The organism is Bradyrhizobium sp. 76, assembly GCF_023073025.1.
In the GTDB taxonomy this organism is placed as follows: domain Bacteria; phylum Pseudomonadota; class Alphaproteobacteria; order Rhizobiales; family Xanthobacteraceae; genus Bradyrhizobium.
The window spans coordinates 1-15,882 of record NZ_JADPIS010000024.1; the positions used below are offsets into that span (position 1 = coordinate 1).

General features: G+C 59.8%; 8 protein-coding genes and 5 pseudogenes. 10 read left to right on the forward strand and 3 right to left on the reverse strand.

Annotated elements, in window-relative coordinates; translation table 11 throughout:
* From IVB48_RS07490 to IVB48_RS07515, 6 genes and pseudogenes are all read left to right on the forward strand, one after another.
* A partial coding sequence (locus IVB48_RS07490; RefSeq protein ID WP_247399043.1) for a transposase occupies positions 1 to 537 on the forward strand: 537 nt, incomplete at its 5' end.
* Positions 538 to 619: 82 nt separating this feature from the next.
* A pseudogene (locus IVB48_RS07495) lies at positions 620 to 840 on the forward strand (DUF3551 domain-containing protein).
* Positions 841 to 2,084: 1,244 nt separating this feature from the next.
* The gene (gene panB / locus IVB48_RS07500; RefSeq protein ID WP_018458909.1) at positions 2,085 to 2,957 is read left to right on the forward strand and encodes a 3-methyl-2-oxobutanoate hydroxymethyltransferase; all 873 of its coding nucleotides are present in this window, start codon (positions 2,085 to 2,087) and stop codon (positions 2,955 to 2,957) included.
* A gap of 14 nt (positions 2,958 to 2,971) precedes the next feature.
* Positions 2,972 to 3,823: a pantoate--beta-alanine ligase gene (panC, locus tag IVB48_RS07505; RefSeq protein WP_247399046.1), complete on the forward strand. Its 852-nt coding sequence runs from the start codon at positions 2,972 to 2,974 to the stop codon at positions 3,821 to 3,823.
* A 201-nt stretch (positions 3,824 to 4,024) separates the two neighbouring features.
* Complete coding sequence (locus tag IVB48_RS07510) at positions 4,025 to 4,453, forward strand: hypothetical protein (RefSeq protein WP_247398689.1); 429 nt, start codon at positions 4,025 to 4,027, stop codon at positions 4,451 to 4,453.
* 675 nt (positions 4,454 to 5,128) lie between these two features.
* The gene (locus IVB48_RS07515) at positions 5,129 to 6,265 is read left to right on the forward strand and encodes an MFS transporter (RefSeq protein WP_247398687.1); all 1,137 of its coding nucleotides are present in this window, start codon (positions 5,129 to 5,131) and stop codon (positions 6,263 to 6,265) included.
* 2,175 nt (positions 6,266 to 8,440) lie between these two features.
* Here IVB48_RS07515 and IVB48_RS07520 read toward each other — a convergent pair.
* Entirely contained in the window at positions 8,441 to 8,980 is a 540-nt protein-coding gene (locus IVB48_RS07520; protein WP_247398685.1) for a hypothetical protein, read from the reverse strand.
* 289 nt (positions 8,981 to 9,269) lie between these two features.
* Between IVB48_RS07520 and IVB48_RS07525 the strand changes: the two are divergent.
* A pseudogene (locus IVB48_RS07525) lies at positions 9,270 to 9,392 on the forward strand (transposase domain-containing protein); the annotation flags it as partial.
* Positions 9,383 to 9,655, forward strand: a complete 273-nt coding sequence (locus IVB48_RS07530) for a hypothetical protein (protein WP_247398683.1) — start codon at positions 9,383 to 9,385, stop codon at positions 9,653 to 9,655. The pseudogene IVB48_RS07525 and the gene IVB48_RS07530, both read left to right, overlap by 10 nt.
* Before the next feature lie 72 nt (positions 9,656 to 9,727).
* Here IVB48_RS07530 and IVB48_RS07535 read toward each other — a convergent pair whose 3' ends face one another.
* Both IVB48_RS07535 and IVB48_RS07540 read right to left on the reverse strand, forming a co-directional pair.
* Positions 9,728 to 12,883 carry a Ulp1 family isopeptidase gene (locus tag IVB48_RS07535; protein ID WP_247399053.1) on the reverse strand — a complete coding sequence of 1,052 codons (3,156 nt, stop codon included), beginning with the start codon at positions 12,881 to 12,883 and terminating at the stop codon, positions 9,728 to 9,730.
* 722 nt (positions 12,884 to 13,605) lie between these two features.
* A pseudogene (locus IVB48_RS07540) lies at positions 13,606 to 13,883 on the reverse strand (transposase); the annotation flags it as partial.
* Between the two features lie 138 nt (positions 13,884 to 14,021).
* Between IVB48_RS07540 and IVB48_RS07545 the strand changes: the two are divergent.
* Positions 14,022 to 14,723 (forward strand): annotated as a pseudogene (locus IVB48_RS07545) (ISNCY family transposase); the annotation flags it as partial.
* Positions 14,724 to 14,825: 102 nt separating this feature from the next.
* Positions 14,826 to 15,882 (forward strand): annotated as a pseudogene (locus IVB48_RS07550) (IS256 family transposase); the annotation flags it as partial.

The following is a 15,882-nucleotide window of genomic DNA, read 5'->3' on the forward strand; positions in this document are numbered from 1 at the left end:
GACGCGCAGTGGTCAGGCGGCTGTCGCAACGGTGCCGAGCTCTGGCGCCGCTTGAAGGGACAAGGCTTCAAGGGATCGCTGCGCGTCGTGGCGGAATGGACGACGCGACGGCGGCGTGCCGAGACTATCAGCCATCAACAATTGCAGAAGGTCCCCGCCGCCAGGACGATAGCGCAGCTGATGACGACGAAGCGCGACCACCTAACCAAAGCCGAGACCGTCACGCTTGCGGTCATCGAACAAAACGTTCCTATGCTGGCCGATGCCCAAGCTCTCGTTGGCCGCTTCCACGCGATGATCCGAAAGAAGGCCGAGATGGAGCTCGAACCTTGGATTGAGGAATCCAAGCGGAGCCTCATTGCCTCGTTCGCGAATGGCATTGCCAACGATAAGGGCGCGGTGCACGCGGCAATCACGCAACCATGGTCCAATGGCCAAGTGGAAGCTCAGATCACCAAGCTCAAGCTGGTCAAACGGCAAATGTACGGGCGCGCCAAGCTCGATCTCCTTCAGGCTAGGCTGATTGGCGCGCCATAAAAACAATCACGATCATCGAATATGCGTCAGAGCCCCTTTTGGGTGCCGATAGGGGGTCCCAGTCGAACGCCGATTGACAGACATGCGCTATCTGCTGTTTGTCGCTGCTAGCACTTCCCATGCACTTGGCTTTGTCTCGCCTTCGGGTGTACGTCCTGCGACACGCTTGGCAGGACGCTCATTGTTTGCAAGGACGTATCTGGGGGGATCCTGGCAATTGCCAGTTCTCGTTCGGGGACGGACGCCTATTGCGGTATCGACCCGACATACGCATTGGCGCGGCGGGTAGAACGATCGCGCTGACAACCAGTACAAGACGCCACGAAAAGACGCACAAGGGAAATGCGGGGTGTTGTTACGAAATCGTGTCTTCGACGAATAGTTGGCCTTTGAACGTGTGCAGCAGAAGCTGCTGACCTCGCAATGGCGGCCGCCGCTTAGATTGCGACCGCACTACTGCGCCTTAACCCCGCTTAGCCCTTTTTGCATCGCATGACTTGGCTGGCCGTGTCAAACTGTCGACTCTTCGATGGCCTGACGCTTGGGTTGCCACGGCTACTGCGAATTGGGCAGCAAGCGGGCGGCAAGCGCACCGGCGCCTCAGGTCAGCGACGCCTCTAAGCGGCTCGCCTGACAAGTCTGTACGGTCGGGTTATCCACACGCCATCGAATTAGCGGCGGCAGACGCGCGTCTGCATAGCTTTCACGATCTGCTGCGCTGGAAAGCACTCCCATGCTTGCATTTGACGAAGGCGCGGCGGTCACTCCGAGCTCGTTTGAAGGATTTCACCGCGGAATACGCGCAACGCAATTTTCGGCCGACAGGCAGGGGCTCATCGAACTAATCGATCGCGATATGCCGCTACAACAGAGGGTGAGCGCGAGGCCTGTTTCGGGAGCTGGAAAGTGCCAAGTATCCCGGGGAAGGGATTGGAGCAGGGCATGGTACGCAATTTCTATCAGCTCTGTATGGGGAAGTAAGTATGCCGGAGCGTTGATGCAGCGCAGCAGGTGTGAGCGGCAACAAATCCTCGGGCTGCAGTTGAACTTGATGAGGCTCGGAAAAGAACTCGCTCCGGTAGAGTATTGCCTCCCTGGGCAGAGCCAGCCAGTCCGACATGCAAGAGATGCGGTTAAGACAACGCCGCAGGCAAATTGCCAGAATGATCGCATCGGCGCGCCCTGAGACCCAGCGTGACGCAACGCGCTTCCAAATGACAATTTGAATCTGGGGAGTTCTTGCTTGATGGTCGCGCGACCATTGGAGTTTTTATGCACGCGCCTGCTACTTTGGAGGCGTATGTTTCCCTTTCATGGTTGACAGTTTTCACTCGTCCGCCATAGAAAAAGGGTGGTCCCCCGGGATGCGCGCAATACTCAACTGCTTCGGTCGCAAGAATCGGATTACCGTTCGCCTAACATATTCGGTGACGCGGGGACTTCGGGAGGGCGGTGGCTTCAAAATCGTAGGCGAGACAGGTGAGATTAAATTGTATCGCTTAGAGCTGCGAAATCGACCTGAGGCCATCTGACGAAACGGATCGAAAATGAGCCACGCTTCGGAAGTATCAGTTGAGCGGATCACGATTCCAATCCTGCAGCGGTGGAAGCAGGAGCGGCGGCGTGTCGCCATGACCACCGCCTACGATGCGGTTACTGCAGGCATCGCTGACCCCATCGTCGACATCATTCTTGTCGGCGACAGTGTTGGCAATGTCTGCCTCGGATTCGACAACACGTTGCCCGTCAGCGTGGCGATGATGAATCATCATCTCGAGGCTGTTGCGCGCACAAGGCCCCGTGCCCTGCTCGTGGCCGATATGCCGTTTCTTAGCTTTCACCTCAGTCCGGAGGAGACGATACGTAACGCCGGAGGATTCTTGCAGCGAGGTGCAGATGCAGTGAAACTCGAGGGCGGGGCCAAGCGCGTGGAAATGGTGCGCGCCCTGGTCGATTGCGAAATTCCCGTCATGGGCCATCTCGGCCTCACCCCGCAGAGCGTCAATATCATGGGCGGATTCAAGGTGCAGGGCCGGAAAGCCGATGACGCTTTGCGGCTGCTTGATGACGCTCACCGTCTGCAGGAGGCCGGATGCTTCGCGTTGGTGCTTGAAGGCATTCCGGCCGAGCTCGCCCAGCGAGCGACCGAATCGCTGTCGATACCGACTATTGGAATAGGCGCGGGTCCCGGGTGCTCGGGCCAAGTGCTCGTATTCCATGACGTGCTGGGGCTGACTGAAGGTCGTCGGGCCAAATTCGTTCGCGCCTATGCAGATGGTTTTCAGCTGTTGCAGGAGGCGCTGTCGCGCTGGGCTACCGATGTCCGCAGTGGAGCGTTCCCGGCGCCGCAAGAGTCCTATCGGCTTCCTGAAAGCCTGGGTGACATCATCGCAAACTGGGCTCCTCCTAAGACAACCTGATGTAAGGTGCTACGATGCAGACGATTACGACGGTCGCTGAGCTTCGTCGTGAACTGGCGAAGGCTTGCAGCGCGGGCAAACGCGTCGGGCTAGTGCCGACAATGGGCTATTTGCACGAGGGCCATCTGGCCCTGGTCGAGGCGAGCCGAGCGCAATGCGACGTTACCGTCGTTAGCATCTTCGTCAATCCGACGCAGTTCGGACCAAACGAGGATCTCAGCAGCTATCCTCGCGATTTCCTGCGCGATGAAAAATTGTGCCGCGATGCCGGTGTTGCGATTGTCTTCGCGCCGGGTGCACGGGAAGTCTATCCGGCTCAATTCGAGACCTTCGTCGAACCGGGCGAATTGGCGAAGCCACTATGCGGGGCTTTTAGGCCTGGGCATTTTCGCGGCGTCGCAACCGTGGTATGCAAGCTGTTCAACATGGTGCGTCCGGACGTCGTGTTTTTCGGGCAAAAGGATTTTCAGCAATGCGCGGTCGTGCGTCGCATGGCAACTGATCTCAATCTTCCGATCGAGATCGTCACCGTGCCAACCGTTCGGGAACCGGACGGGCTCGCGATGAGCAGTCGCAATCGCAATCTGAGCGAGGAAGAACGTCGGCGAGCCGTTGCCATCAGTCGTGGGCTGTTCGCCGCGGCGGATGAGTTCCGCTCAGGAGTGCGCGAGGTGGATAAGCTGATTGCGATCGCGGAGCGGCATCTTGAGACCGTTGATCGGCTGCAATACCTTGAACTTGTCGATGGTGATACGCTCAAGCGCGCCGCGAGTCCGCTGCGGCTTCCGGCGGCGCTCTGTGCCGCAGCCTACGTCGGTTCGACCCGGCTGATCGACAACGTACTGCTCGCGTTGCCAACTCTGTAGCGCAATTCAGAACCAGATCGACAAACTGTGTTCTTCTTATCCGTTTCGGCGGTCGTCGGTGTAACCCTGGAAGTTCCGACGCGGCCGCCCCTCGCGCTTCGCCGCGGCAAGATTTCTAGCCGGGGTAGATCGAAGTGGTCGAAACTAATGCGCACGTAGCCCGCGTCGACCGGGGGCTTCCGCAATCAATTCCGACTGAAGATGACGCACGACTGTCTGGGGCAGCGCGTATTCGCCGATCTTGCACTGATCCTTCTTGAAGGAGAGAATATGCGCGTAACGGAACACCGAGACGCGATCCGGACGGAGTTCGATGCATTTGGCGCACCGGATCTAGCACTACAGTTGCAATTTTCGGGCGGTTCTGAATCTATGGGCCACCATCATTCGGGATTTGATGATTGGTGGAGCGTCGGTCGAAGATGCGCGACGCTGTGGGCTTCTTTGTTGCGGCAGACCAAGCAACGGATTCGTCCGCTGTTTACGCGGAGCGGGTCGCGATCTCGGCGGGGCAGCTTTCTCAATGGACTGTTGGGCAACGAGCGCATCCCTCCCGCACACGGACAAGAATCAATGCCGGTCCATGTGCACAGCCAATTCGATGAAGAAGTCGTTAATGGCGAGCCGTGACGGGGGCGTTGACAAAGACGATGGGTCTAGCAGGCACATAAGCCTCTGCGTGCCTTCCATGATCAAACTGTTTATGTCCGCGTCTACACCGCGATCTCGGTTGCCACAGTTTGGCAGGCTACGCAAGCCCAGAGTAACAGGGTTGCAAACCCCTCGCCTCGCATTGAGATCGATTGCGATCGGCAGACAATTTCATGTCAGCTTTGCGACTGAGCCATATTGATTTCTCGCGAATATGACTACGGAAGGTGAGACCGCGTTGGCGCGCTAAAGGGCGTCAGGAATCGTAATACGCGGTCTCGAGGCGCACTCGGGTGCTTCGTGCTCCTTCAGTGCGCGACCGCGTTCATCAATCAGCAAGTAACAAGCTTGTTGAGAGCCCCCGACGCTCCATGCCTAGCCGGCCTGCACAGTTGCCCGATCGTATCGAGATCGGACTGAGTCGTCACGTGCGTTTTCGCGGTGGCATCGTATTTGCAGTCAAAGATGTCGTCGCGGATCGAACTAGAAGAGTGACGATCGACGCGATCCGATATCACGCGCTGAACCGTCCGGCATGGCGGATTGCGCCAACAAACGATGTCCTCTCGACCGCCGAACCTGCGCACTCTCTGTCGCTCGGGAGTCCGTCGTTGGTACAGCGCCCGCAGGTCGTCTATCAATAGGGTCCCTGTCATGGCGTCTGCTGGTCAACCATCCTCTCGCTTCGCAACGCGTCTTGCATTCTTCGTTCCCGGGGTTGGCTTCGGGGCCTGGGCCCCGCTCGTACCATTCGCGAAAGACCGGCTGGCCGCCGATGACGGCGTACTTGGCCTACTACTGCTCTGCCTGGGTGCTGGATCCATCATCGCGATGCTTCTGACCAGTGTTTTGAGCGCCCGCTACGGCGTCAGGCTGATCATTCTTGTGGGTGGGCTTAGTCTCGCGATCGTCCTGCCGTGCCTCACGACAGCTAGCAAGTTGGCGCTCGGCGTCGCGCTATTCGCCTTAGGCGCCTCGATAGGCTCGATTAGCGTGGCCGCGAACATTCATGCGATGGAGGTGGAGCGCACGGCGGAGTGCCCGCTGATGTCCAGCTTCCACGCTCAATTCAGCATCGGGGGACTTGTGGGGTCTGCAGCCATGACCGCTTTTCTCTCGCTGCAGATTGACGCATTTGTTTCGGCTGTGGTCTGCTCGGGATTGATAGTGATCGCGATCATGCTGGCGTGGCCGCGATTGGTACCAACGGCGCGGGCGGACCAGGGACCGTCGTTCGTTCTGCCGCGTTCCATCGTGCTCCTTCTAGCCGTGATTGCGGCGATCGCCTTCCTTATCGAAGGCGCGATGCTCGATTGGGCTGCCTTGTTGGTCGTCGGCGCTGGTCTTGCTCCAAAGACGCAGGGCGGCTTAGCGTATGTACTGTTCTCCATAGCCATGACGGTGGGACGCCTTGCTGGCGACGCCGTCGTCGAACGCGCGGGGGACCGCGCGACACTTATGTTCGGAAGTCTACTGGCCTTGGCAGGTTTCGGAGCTCTGCTGGCGGCACCGGCGGCCGTCATCGCCATGATCGGCTTGCTGCTCATTGGTCTTGGCCTATCGAATGTCGCCCCGATTCTGTTCCGGCGCGCCGGCACGCAGGAGGCGATGCCCGTTGGTCCCGCGATTGCCGCGATCATGACGGTGGGTTATGCCGGAATTCTCATTGGACCAGCTGGTATCGGCTTACTGGCCAAGTACGTGGGACTGCCGGCCGCATTTGGGGTCCTAGCCGGGCTCATGTGCCTCGTCGTGCTCTTGGCGCCGATCGCGACGGCGAACACACGGTGAATGCGTTTGAAACGTGAAAGAGCGGCACCCGCGCGCAAGAGAAGCTCCGATCGTATCTTGTCTCTCATCGAGACGGCAATGAGTTGGCTAGCTGATATCTGCCTGGCGCCGATGATCGGCTACTTTTTGCTGGTCCCAAAGCGGTGCGCTTCTCCGGAAGTGCTTCAGGCCCGGCGATTGGTGGTCCGCGTTCTTACAGAGATCTGCCTTCATGCCTCGATAGGTCGCTTGATGCGCTTGCTGTTCGCCCAATCGCTTCATCCCAGGCTTCTATGCCTATGTGAATCCGCGCTTTCGCCTGTTGGCAAGCTCGAGCGTTCAACCCGATTGCCCAAAGCGGACGTTCGCCGAGCAGGCGTTGATACCTAACGGACTTGGAAATACCGGTATCTGGTATCTCGCAGCCCCTGGACAGGTTTGTGCGTTGGCCTTAATCAATCGAATTCTGCAAGCCCGGTCGATTTGATCATTCTTTCTCGGGACTATCCCGACGTTCGAAGCCGAGACAACCTCGCCGGTGCGGGCGGTGCTAGGGTCTACGAGAGTGAGAAGGACCACGAGATCGGCCTTCGTACGGATCTCGCATGGAAGAGTCTCGAAGTCGGCACCAGAAGAGAAAGCTGGATTGACGCGTACACGACGTGAAGATATTGCAGTTTTTGGTCGGTACGCTTTCTCATGGGCATGGTTGGGTCACTTCGTTCCCTTAGGATGGTGCCGCGCTTATCGCAAACCCTGCATGAACCGCTCCTTACAAGGCGGACGTGTGTCTGGCCATTACTCGAGCCTAGACCGTGACGAGGTACTGCCGGACATTGGCGGCGACGATTGTCGTGTTTGAGATCAATTTTGACCGCCGACGCTCCCCGCATTTATCACGAAGCGCCTGCACCCTTAAGTTTTCAGAGTTGGTACCCGGCTTGGTCCGTTCGGGGCAACATTATGGCGCGACAATCAGGATGAGAGCGCGTATTGCCTCATGAAGGGAGTGTTCCCGAAGAGGATGCCTCATCTATTTTGCTCCCGAGAAGACGGACGGACCGTACGGGGAGGCCGATCGTGGAGCTGGCCGAGGTTTGCGCAACGACAGGCTTCCCTGTACCGGAAGCGGGCGCTGTCAGGCGCAACCGGTGCCGCGTCGAACCGCTCCGCAAGATCTGCCGATCCAATCAGTAGCGCGCTTGCCTGCTCGCTGCGTCACGATTTGATGCGGCGCTGCAGCTTTCGCAGCAGCTTATTCGGCCAAAGAGTGACGATCTTTACCTTGGCATGGGCCATACGCTTGAACACGCAGCTATGTCTTCCTGATCACGTCAGAGACGATCATCGCCTCCGTCGGCACCACTTGAAACCGCCCGCGCAAGGCGTCGGTAAAGCGCTCTGGCTGCCGAGGCTCTCGAATAGGGCAGGGATGAACCCAATAATGAGACCCTGGGCATGTTCGAGACCCTGCATGAACGGCTAGTGCGCGCCGCGAGCGCAGTCGCTGACGAGATCGCGCGGCGCAGGCGATGAAACGTCAGCGGTGAGTGAAAGAGGGGCGTGGTCACCATCTGATAGCCAACCGAGCGAAGCATGTAGGCGCAGCGTCTAGATGTGCTCACCTGTAGCCCGTTTCGCCCACCGACAACAGACGATCCTCCTCCGATCGGTGGTGCGAGTCTAGAATCGCTATCACATTCGAATCGCACTCTCTCTTCGCGTCTATGCAGAATTTCTGCCCGATGACGGTTTGTGAACACGCGGTCTACTGATCCGTCGTCGCATTGCCGATGATGACTTCTTCACCACCTGGTGCCCAGCGGGAACAGCCATTGAAACGCTTGTCTGTCAATCGGCCCATTAATTCCGGATTGATGTCAATTCTCCTTTTGAAGCCACTCGGCAAGACGGCAGCGCTCGCGTCGTCGGAGCGGGTAGGGTTGCGGAGGGCGATGGGACACCTGTCATCGCGTCGTCGAGCCGCTCCTGAGCGACGAGCTGTTCGGCAGCCTTCGGTCTGAGCGCCCTCAGCAGACGCTGCACGATCGAATGCTGTCTCGTCCCAAACTCGCCGGGATATTTCTCTTAGCAGGCAGGCAATTGCGACCGCAGTTAATTGCGGCTCCTCGATGAGCCCAGCCCTCGATCGTAGCAAAATGCGGGTCGAGCTTGGACGTCGTGCCAACCCTGGTCTTATAAGGCCGACGGCGGCGGCCTGGCACGCGGCTCGCCGGCCGTCACCGTCTTGCCGAGGGCCTTCGCGAACTTCGCTGCGGCTGCCGGCGCGGTGCTCGTGCAAGCGGGTTGCAGGCCGCGCGCCTGTCCGACACGACGATCGGCGCGATTGCCAAGTTCCTCCTGGATTGCGCGAATCTCGGCCAAGAGCGCGACCGGATTGAGCGAGCGATACTGATCGTGCAGCCGCCGCTTTACAGCCGCGGTCAGCTTGGATGCGCCCGCGCGCGCTGATAGGGTGTCAACGGAGCATGACAACGCTTGATCACCTTGGCCCCTTCTCGGCGCTTCTCCTTGAGCTTGAACGACGGCTGAAAGAAGTTGACGTAGAGTTGCCGCCGCATAGAGGCGGCCCATCACGTGCGCCGTGTCGAGGCCATCGAAGCGGCCGTAGCCCATCAAGCGACGCACAACGGCACCATTCTTCTGCTCGACGAAGGCCTGACCGTTCTTGTTGTAGGCACGCGAGCGCGTCACCCCGAGCTTCGGCTGGCGCACCGCGGCGCGAAGACCTCGTTCATGAACCTGCTGTCGTTGTCGAAGTCCACACCGCGTAGAAGCCAGCGGAACCGGCTCTGTGCGGGTTTCATAGCCTCGACAACCAGCGAGCCATCCCGCCTCAACAACGGCAGGCACTCCGTCCAGCCCGTCGCGAATCGGCCATCGTCATGGTCTGGATGACGATCCCGCCACCGACGTGCCGCCAGGGGCGACCATGTCGACCTCGCAGAAGCCCGGCCGCGGGCTGTCCCAGTCATTAAACGTCCGGTTCGGAACTTCCCGCCGGATGACGCTCATCATGCCGGCGCGTCTCAACAACATCGATCCGAAAGCGTGGCTCGCCGACGCCTTCGCGCGCATCGCGGACATGCCACAGAGCTGCCTACACCAGTTGCTGCCGTGGAATTGGACGTCGCTCACGTCGACGTCCTCCGCTCGGCGCACGTCAACAGAGTCAAGTCCGTCTTCACCATCGGTCGCGTCGCAAAGGACCTCGGCGAGGACGAGGACTGGCTTTGGGATGTGGCCAACGGAGTGGACCCGGTGGGCGGCGTCATCTGGGTTTACAGCATAGGTAACGACGGCGTCATGGCGTTCACCGACTCGGCTAACCTGATGGAGCTCATCAGGATGCACAGGGGAACCGAACCCCTCAGGCGGTGGAATCGGTGATCCACTATCCGCGGCTTATCTCGGATGGATACAGTTCAACCAGCTGCACGCGCTATTCAGTTGAAGCCGACTTCACCCACTTAGCCGGTTTCGCAGTGCCTGCCGATCGACGACGAGGTAGAGGAGGCTCAGATCTGCGTGCCGTCTTCCCGCGAGCCGTCTGACCAGCGCCCGGGTACCGTCGACCACAAACACTCCGCAATCATAGCCGTTCCCCTGCTCGCGCATGGGGGCATCTCGCAAATCGGCTCCCACCCGCGCTGCGAGCATTGCTGCAGGTCTGGCATTGTGTCGCTTGGCAGAGTCATAATGATGGGCAACAGGCCGGTGGCGATCGCGGCGATCTACCAGCAGCAACGACCAATGGGAGCCGCGGGCACGGGGGTCCGTAGCGCTCGCATCACTCACCGGCAAGAACAGGAAGTCGGCCGTATCGTTGCCATTCCGATCGTTGACAATGCGACGGAATGCGTCCTGGGCGTCGCCGTCCGTACCATGGCCCACCTGAAAGGCGATGAGAGGATCGACGAACCGGGTCCGGGCGGCGAGGTTTGGATTGCTTTGCCGCAACTCCTGCGACAGGAGCTCGTAGTCCCGCTGGATATGCTGGTCACCCAGCCATTCCCCGGCTCCGAGCACCCGTCCGCTGCGGTCGCTGGCAGAGGCACTCGCCCTCGAAGCGCCGATCCGGGCATCAGGAACCGAGGATGGGCCAGGGTGATGGATCAGCTGGGCGTCGCGGCGTCCTCGCGGCCCCAATGCGATGGAGTAGGTCTCACCGTTGATAGAGACCGGCTGGGGAGCCATTCGCGAACTCGGCAACAGCATTCTATTGTCCAGTACATCGAGCAGGAAGTCCGGCACCGCCTGTGAGCCATGCTGCCAATCCTCGCCGACGAGATATCCGATATCCTCGAGCTCTTGCGGCGTGCCTGATGAACCGATGAAGAACGGCGGTCTGCCGGCAGGGCTGAGCACCGGCCTTGACTGGGCGTCGTCACGCATTTCCTGCGGTGTGGACGGCAGATCAGTGAAAGAAGCCAAACCGTGGTAGATGTCTGAGGACCGAGCTGGCGCGCCCTCCGGAGTTGGCCACTCGAAGTCGGACGGCACCCGTGGAGACCAGGTAAAGCTCGACCCGGCCAGGTCCTGCCAACCCGGTCCAACCGGGCCTTGCGGTGCCGGCCACTCACTTGGATCAAAGTCGGACGGCACGCGCGGGGACCAGGTCGAGCTCGACCTAGCCGGTTGCTGCAAGCCGGCCTGCCCAAACGGATCTAGCAGCGGCGGCCACTCACTTTCGGACGGCGGAGTCTGCAAATCTCGTACCCAGGTTGAGGTTGAGTTCGAGCTAGCCCTCTGCTGAGGGAAGGTCACACCCAGCGCCCGGTTCGCCTCAACGAGTTGCACATACTGCCTGAGCTTCTTGAGACTCAGGCCAAGTTTCCCTCTGGCTTCCGTGAAAGCCCGGTGGTCTGCGTCCAGCGAGCGCCGCTGCTCACTATTGCCGTTGATTCGGCTCGCGATGCTTTCCCTACCCTCTGTGCGGAGCCAATTACTGAAATTGCGTTGGGCCGAAGCAGTATTACGAATTGTTTTTCTTCTCTGTTCGGAAGCTGGGTCGAGGTTTCTCAGCTCTTCCTTGGCCAGGCTCTCGATCAGGCTGGCGTCATCGTCATAAGCACGAAGTCCTTGTTGGGGCTCGAGACCCAGGTATTGTCGAAGGAGATCGAGTGGGGGGGTCTGCTTTGTGGCTTTGCTGTACGCCGCATAATCTGCGCTCAATGACGACTGCTGCTTAGCATTGCCCTCGATACGGTCCATGATGCTCGGCCTGCCCTCTCTTTGAAGCCAATCACTAAAAGAGCGTAGCCTGGAAGCCCTCGCCGAAGCGCAGATTTTCTCCTTGCGAGTCGCGTCGGATCCAAGCTTGGATAGAGCGTCCGTCAAAAAGTCACTGATCGTGGAGACGTCCTTCGGATGAGCCGACAATGTTTCGCGCCCCATCAGGCGGGGCCCGGCACCGACAGCTTGGAGCCCGTCAGCCCCGATCCTCCGGAGATGAGACAATGCCGCGCTGAGGCGGTCACGATCATCGCCGCCAGCTTCGAAGTACTCGTGGATGTCGTCGGCGAGCGACATTGGCTCATTGAATGCCCGAGGAGCCAGGGGCTCCTTGTTCTGCGCTCGGAGCCAACGAGCAAACGCGTTGAGCGCCTGCACATTGCCCTTGATCGTTGCAAGCGGGACCTTTCCAGTCCCGCGGCCTCTGGTACCATCGGAATCTACTCTGTAGTCTTTGACGTTTTCCACGAACTGGCGGATCATCCGCTCGTCTTGGGGGTGCATCGGTTGCTCTCGCGTACCCACCCCAGCTGGAGCGGATATGGGATTTCCAGCCTGGAAATTCTGGAGTGTATCCAAGGCTCCGCCCACATAGTTCCTGCTATTGGCGCTCGCCACCTTCTTAAATTCATCTTTATAGGCTGTCAGCAGATCAGCATTGCCAAGCAGGTCGTTCAGAGTGACGCCTTTGGGTTGGAGGAATTCGCTAAACATTCGAAGAGCCATCACATAATTCTCGATCGTCTTCGTCTTACGGTTCGCGCTGCCCAATGCCGTCTTGAACTCTTCAATCAGCGCTAGGTCTGCTTCGGACGGGCGACTGCGCTTTGCAAAGTCGATGCGAAGCTCCGAGTAGACGTCATCAGAGGCTGGGCCGCCGGACAACTTCTCACGGTGGTTTCCTCCAAAGACTTTGCTTAACCCTGATTTGACCCGAGAGAACAGTCCACGCGGCTTGTTGTCCTTCGTCCGCGCCGTAGGTTGTTCCTCCGAGGGCGCTGCGTAACGCATGCTGCTGAATGGCCTGTCCTGCAAGTCAGACCGGTAATTATTTGCAGCCGAGCCAAGATGAGCGTGCGGAACATCGACACTGTGACGCGTGCTGCTGAACGAATTGTCCCGGAGGTTGGACCTTGGCCGCATTCGCATCGAACCACCAACGTCCGTACGCTGGATGTTTTCATGCGACCGTGCGGCTGAACTGTCGGGGGAACTAACCCCGGAACTCTCCTCAGGAGAGCGGAGTTGCAGCTCGCCCAATTGCTGCTCGAAGCCAGCTTGATCCGCAGGGTCGACGTCGGCCTCTTGCCCCGCACGCTGCAACGCCTGCTGCTCGGCGTACCAGCGCATCCAAGAGTTCGGATCGTTATAGATCGGTTCCACACGACTCTCCTAAGATGAGAAGATTCTTCATAGCTGCCCCGGAGCGACACTCCGGCGCATTGGCCACAGAGACTCCGGCTTCAAAAAGCCGGACATCAAGATCGCCAAATTGAACAAAAAGGGACTGTTATCGCGCGTCGCTCCGAGCTCGTGCATTACTCACACCTGCCCGGTCTTGGCTGCTGCAGAAAAGCGCCCCGGCTCCTGGGCAACAGGTGACCGCTCGGCAAACCTCAAAACGATCCAGGAGAAACGAAACCCAAATACTCGCACGACTCAAAAAGCCACGGTGTTGCCGCCCCTCCTTCCGGGACATCGCATGCGGCACATCGGCGACCGACATTGGGCCGCTCCCACTGCTGTTGGAAGGCGACCGGGTTCAATACTTGCACTGCAAGCTCTGCTTCCTCTTCAGATCAACGTCCTCACATTCGCTACAACCAACCGAACCTCTCCGAGTGATCATGAAGCTTCAGAGAAGGCCGTATGTATGATTCAGACTGTACAACCTGACGCTACGTAGACTTCAAGCCCCCATCGCTGTCGCGTCGAGCCTGCTTGGGTTTTCATACCCGTTTCACGATGCGGCAAATCCTCGCAGCTTAGTGATCTACCCCGCTTTCGAGCACCTTAATTGCGCGAGGCGCGCCGCCGCCGATGAATACCAAAGACGTGTTGGCAGCGGCGTAAGCGCGAAGGTTTGGCCGTTCAGGCTTGGAAGTTCAGGGCATGATAGTATCGATCTGAGAGATCGGCCAGCGCCGCGCGATCCGTTCGAGAGTTTGCGTGAGCCAGGAGTGCGGGTCGAGGTCGTTCATCTTCGTTGGTCTGCAGCAGCGTGGCGATGGTGGCCCAGGTCCGGCCACCATGGCTGCCCGCGAAGAGCGCGTTTTTTTCCTGTGATGGTTGGTGGCCGGATTGCGCGCTCGACGGTGTTGGAGTCGAGCTTGATGCGACCGTCGCTTAGGAAGCGCTCGAGAGCGGTGCGCCTGGATGTGGCACACGGATCGGCCTCAAGCGTGTAGGGCATCATGGGCGATCGTCCCGGTCGGAAGCCATACGAGGATGGCAAGAAGTCGGTTGAAATGTTCCTGAATGCTGTGCTGTGCCTGCCTCACGTAATTTGCTCCCCAGTGGGATGGGACTGCGGGCGCGATAATGAGGCAACTCTGCTCCGAGGCGAGATGAGGCAATCCTCGGTTCGGCGCACCCGTCGCCGGATTACGAGGAAGCTGAGCGAAATGCGCTGGTAGTGCTTTGTGAGGCATCCGACCGGATCTGCGGCAAGAGGCTGAAGCCTGCTGCCAATCCTGATCGAGTCGATGGAACGCAACGGTCACATGGGCCTCGCTCCTGAAATCCGTGCGAAGCTACTGGCGGGGAGCGCGTCCACGATCGATAGGGCGCTGGGCAAGATCCGAGAGGAAGGTGGACGCCAGCGGCGCCGCCCGGTGGCGAGCGCAGAGCGACGGAATCCCGGTACGGACGTCCGCCGGCTAGAAGTATCCGGCGCCGGGCTTGGTCGAAGCCGATCTGGTCGCTCACAGTGGGCCCTCGGCGCGCGCCGGTTTTATACAGACGCTGGTGCTCACGGCTATTGCGACCTGTTGGACGGAATGTGCGCCGTTGCTGGTGCGCGAGCAAACGCTCCTGAGCACCGTGACGACAAAAGTTCGCCGACAGCTGCCGCTCTCGCTGCACGGCATGTGAGCAGATGAACATCGAGTTCACGCGTTGCCGACCGTACCGCAAGAACGACCAGGCGTTTGTCGAACAGAAGAACGGAGCCGTGGTCCGACGCTTCATCGGTTATCGGCGGTTTGAAGGACTTGAGGCGGCTGCGTGAGCTATCACCCAAAGTTGGTGACGGCGGGAATCGGAAAGGCGGCATATCGTGGGGGTGCTTGACGCCTCCACTTCTCCACCGAAGGAGCGATATGCCGTGTCCAACGATAACGTCATCCATCTGATTCAGCCAGGAATCTTCGACGATCAACTCACAGAAGTCTGCGCAATGGAGCGCGTGCCCTGCTGGCCCAGGCGGTCGAGGCCGAGGTTGCAGACTTTCTAGGCCAGCATGCCGATTTGAAGACCCGGGACGGCCACCAGCGCGTCGTCCGCCACGGTCACCTGCCGGAGCGCGAGGTGATGACCGGCATCGGTCCGGTCGCCGTCCGCCAGCCGCGTGTACGCGATCGCGAAGCGGACGCCGCCGATCCTGGCCGCATCCGGTTCTCGCCGTCGATCCTGCCGCCCTACATGCGCCGGTCGAAGTCGATCGAGACGCTGCTGCCGATCCTTTACCTGAAGGGTATCTCGACCGGCGACTTCTCTGAGGCGCTGGCTGCGCTGCTCGGCAAGGATGCTGCCGGGTTGTCGGCATCCGCCATCGGTCGCCTGAAGGATGGCTGGCTCGACGAGCACGCCGCGTGGCAGAGGCGCGATCTGTCGGCGAAGCGCTACGTCTACATCTGGGCCGATGGCATCCATCTTCAAGCGCGCCTCGAAGACGAAAAGCAGTGCATCCTTGTGCTGATCGGCGCGACGCCGGAAGGCCGCAAGGAACTGGTCGGCTTCACCGATGGCGCCCGCGAGAGCGCGCAGGACTGGCGCGATCTGCTGCTCGATCTGAAGCGGCGCGGGCTCGACGTGGCGCCGCAGCTTACCATCGCCGATGGCGCACTCGGGTTCTGGAAGGCGGCCGGCGAGGTCTGGCCGAAAACGCGCGAGCAGCGCTGCTGGGTGCACAAGACCGCCAACGTGCTCGCCAAGTTGCCGAAGAGCCAGCAGCCGAAGGCCAAACGCGCGTTGCAGGAGATCTGGATGGCTGAAACGAAGCTCGCCGCCGAGCTGGCGTTCGACGCCTTCATCGAGAGCTACGCGCTGAAGTACGAGAAGGCCGCCGATTGCCTGAGCAAGGATCGAGACACGCTACTGGCGTTCTACGACTTCCCGGCCGAGCACTGGAAACACTTGCGGACGACGGATGAGATGGACAA